General features: G+C 54.0%; 2 tRNA genes and 3 rRNA genes. All 5 read right to left on the bottom strand.

The annotated features are described in order from the left end of the window. A 23S ribosomal RNA gene (locus G3578_RS20645) occupies positions 1 to 97 on the bottom strand; the annotation flags it as partial. Between the two features lie 94 nt (positions 98 to 191). Next, positions 192 to 308, bottom strand: a 5S ribosomal RNA gene (rrf, locus tag G3578_RS20640). An 87-nt stretch (positions 309 to 395) separates the two neighbouring features. Next, a tRNA-Ala gene (locus G3578_RS20635) sits at positions 396 to 471 on the bottom strand. A gap of 14 nt (positions 472 to 485) precedes the next feature. Beyond that, positions 486 to 562 (bottom strand) — tRNA-Ile (locus G3578_RS20630). An 83-nt stretch (positions 563 to 645) separates the two neighbouring features. Continuing rightward, positions 646 to 745, bottom strand: a 16S ribosomal RNA gene (locus G3578_RS20625); the annotation flags it as partial.

The following is a 745-nucleotide window of genomic DNA, read 5'->3' as shown; positions in this document are numbered from 1 at the left end:
GCGTGCTTACCGCTCCCCGAGGCTTATCGCAGTTCGCTGCGTCCTTCTTCGGCTCCTAGCGCCAAGGCATCCACCGTGTGCCCTTAGTAACTTAACCACATTGGTACATCAGTTAAAACCTTAGCAACACTTGCGTTATCCAGTTTTCAAGGAACAAAAAACTTCAACTATGGACACCTGTTAGGGTGTCCGCCTGGCAACGTCCTACTCTCCCGGTCCCCTTCGGGACAAGTACCATCGGCGCTGGAGGGCTTAACGGCCGTGTTCGGAATGGGAACGGGTGTGTCCCCTCCGCCATCATCACCAGACAGTGTGTTTCAATTCTTGCTTAACAGCGACAAGGAATAATGTATCACATCATCCGCCTCGCCATCAAGCTGTAAATATTGGAAAATTGGTGGAGCTGAACGGGATCGAACCGATGACCTCCTGCTTGCAAGGCAGGCGCTCTCCCAACTGAGCTACAGCCCCGGATGTTACGGATATGGTGGGCCTAGGCTGACTCGAACAGCCGACCTCACGCTTATCAGGCGTGCGCTCTGACCAACTGAGCTATAGGCCCAAACGGTTGTGGCAGAGAACAAGCGCTTCATGCTCTCTCAAAACTGAACAGCGAGCGTTGCGTGAGCAACCAAATCTCCCTAGAAAGGAGGTGATCCATCCGCACCTTCCGGTACGGATACCTTGTTACGACTTCACCCCAATCATCTACCCCACCTTCGGCGGCTGGCTCCTTGCGGTTACC

This window comes from Brevibacillus sp. SYP-B805, assembly GCF_011059135.1.
Taxonomy (GTDB): domain Bacteria; phylum Bacillota; class Bacilli; order Brevibacillales; family Brevibacillaceae; genus Brevibacillus_F.
This window is presented reverse-complemented; position numbering and strand designations above follow the sequence as displayed.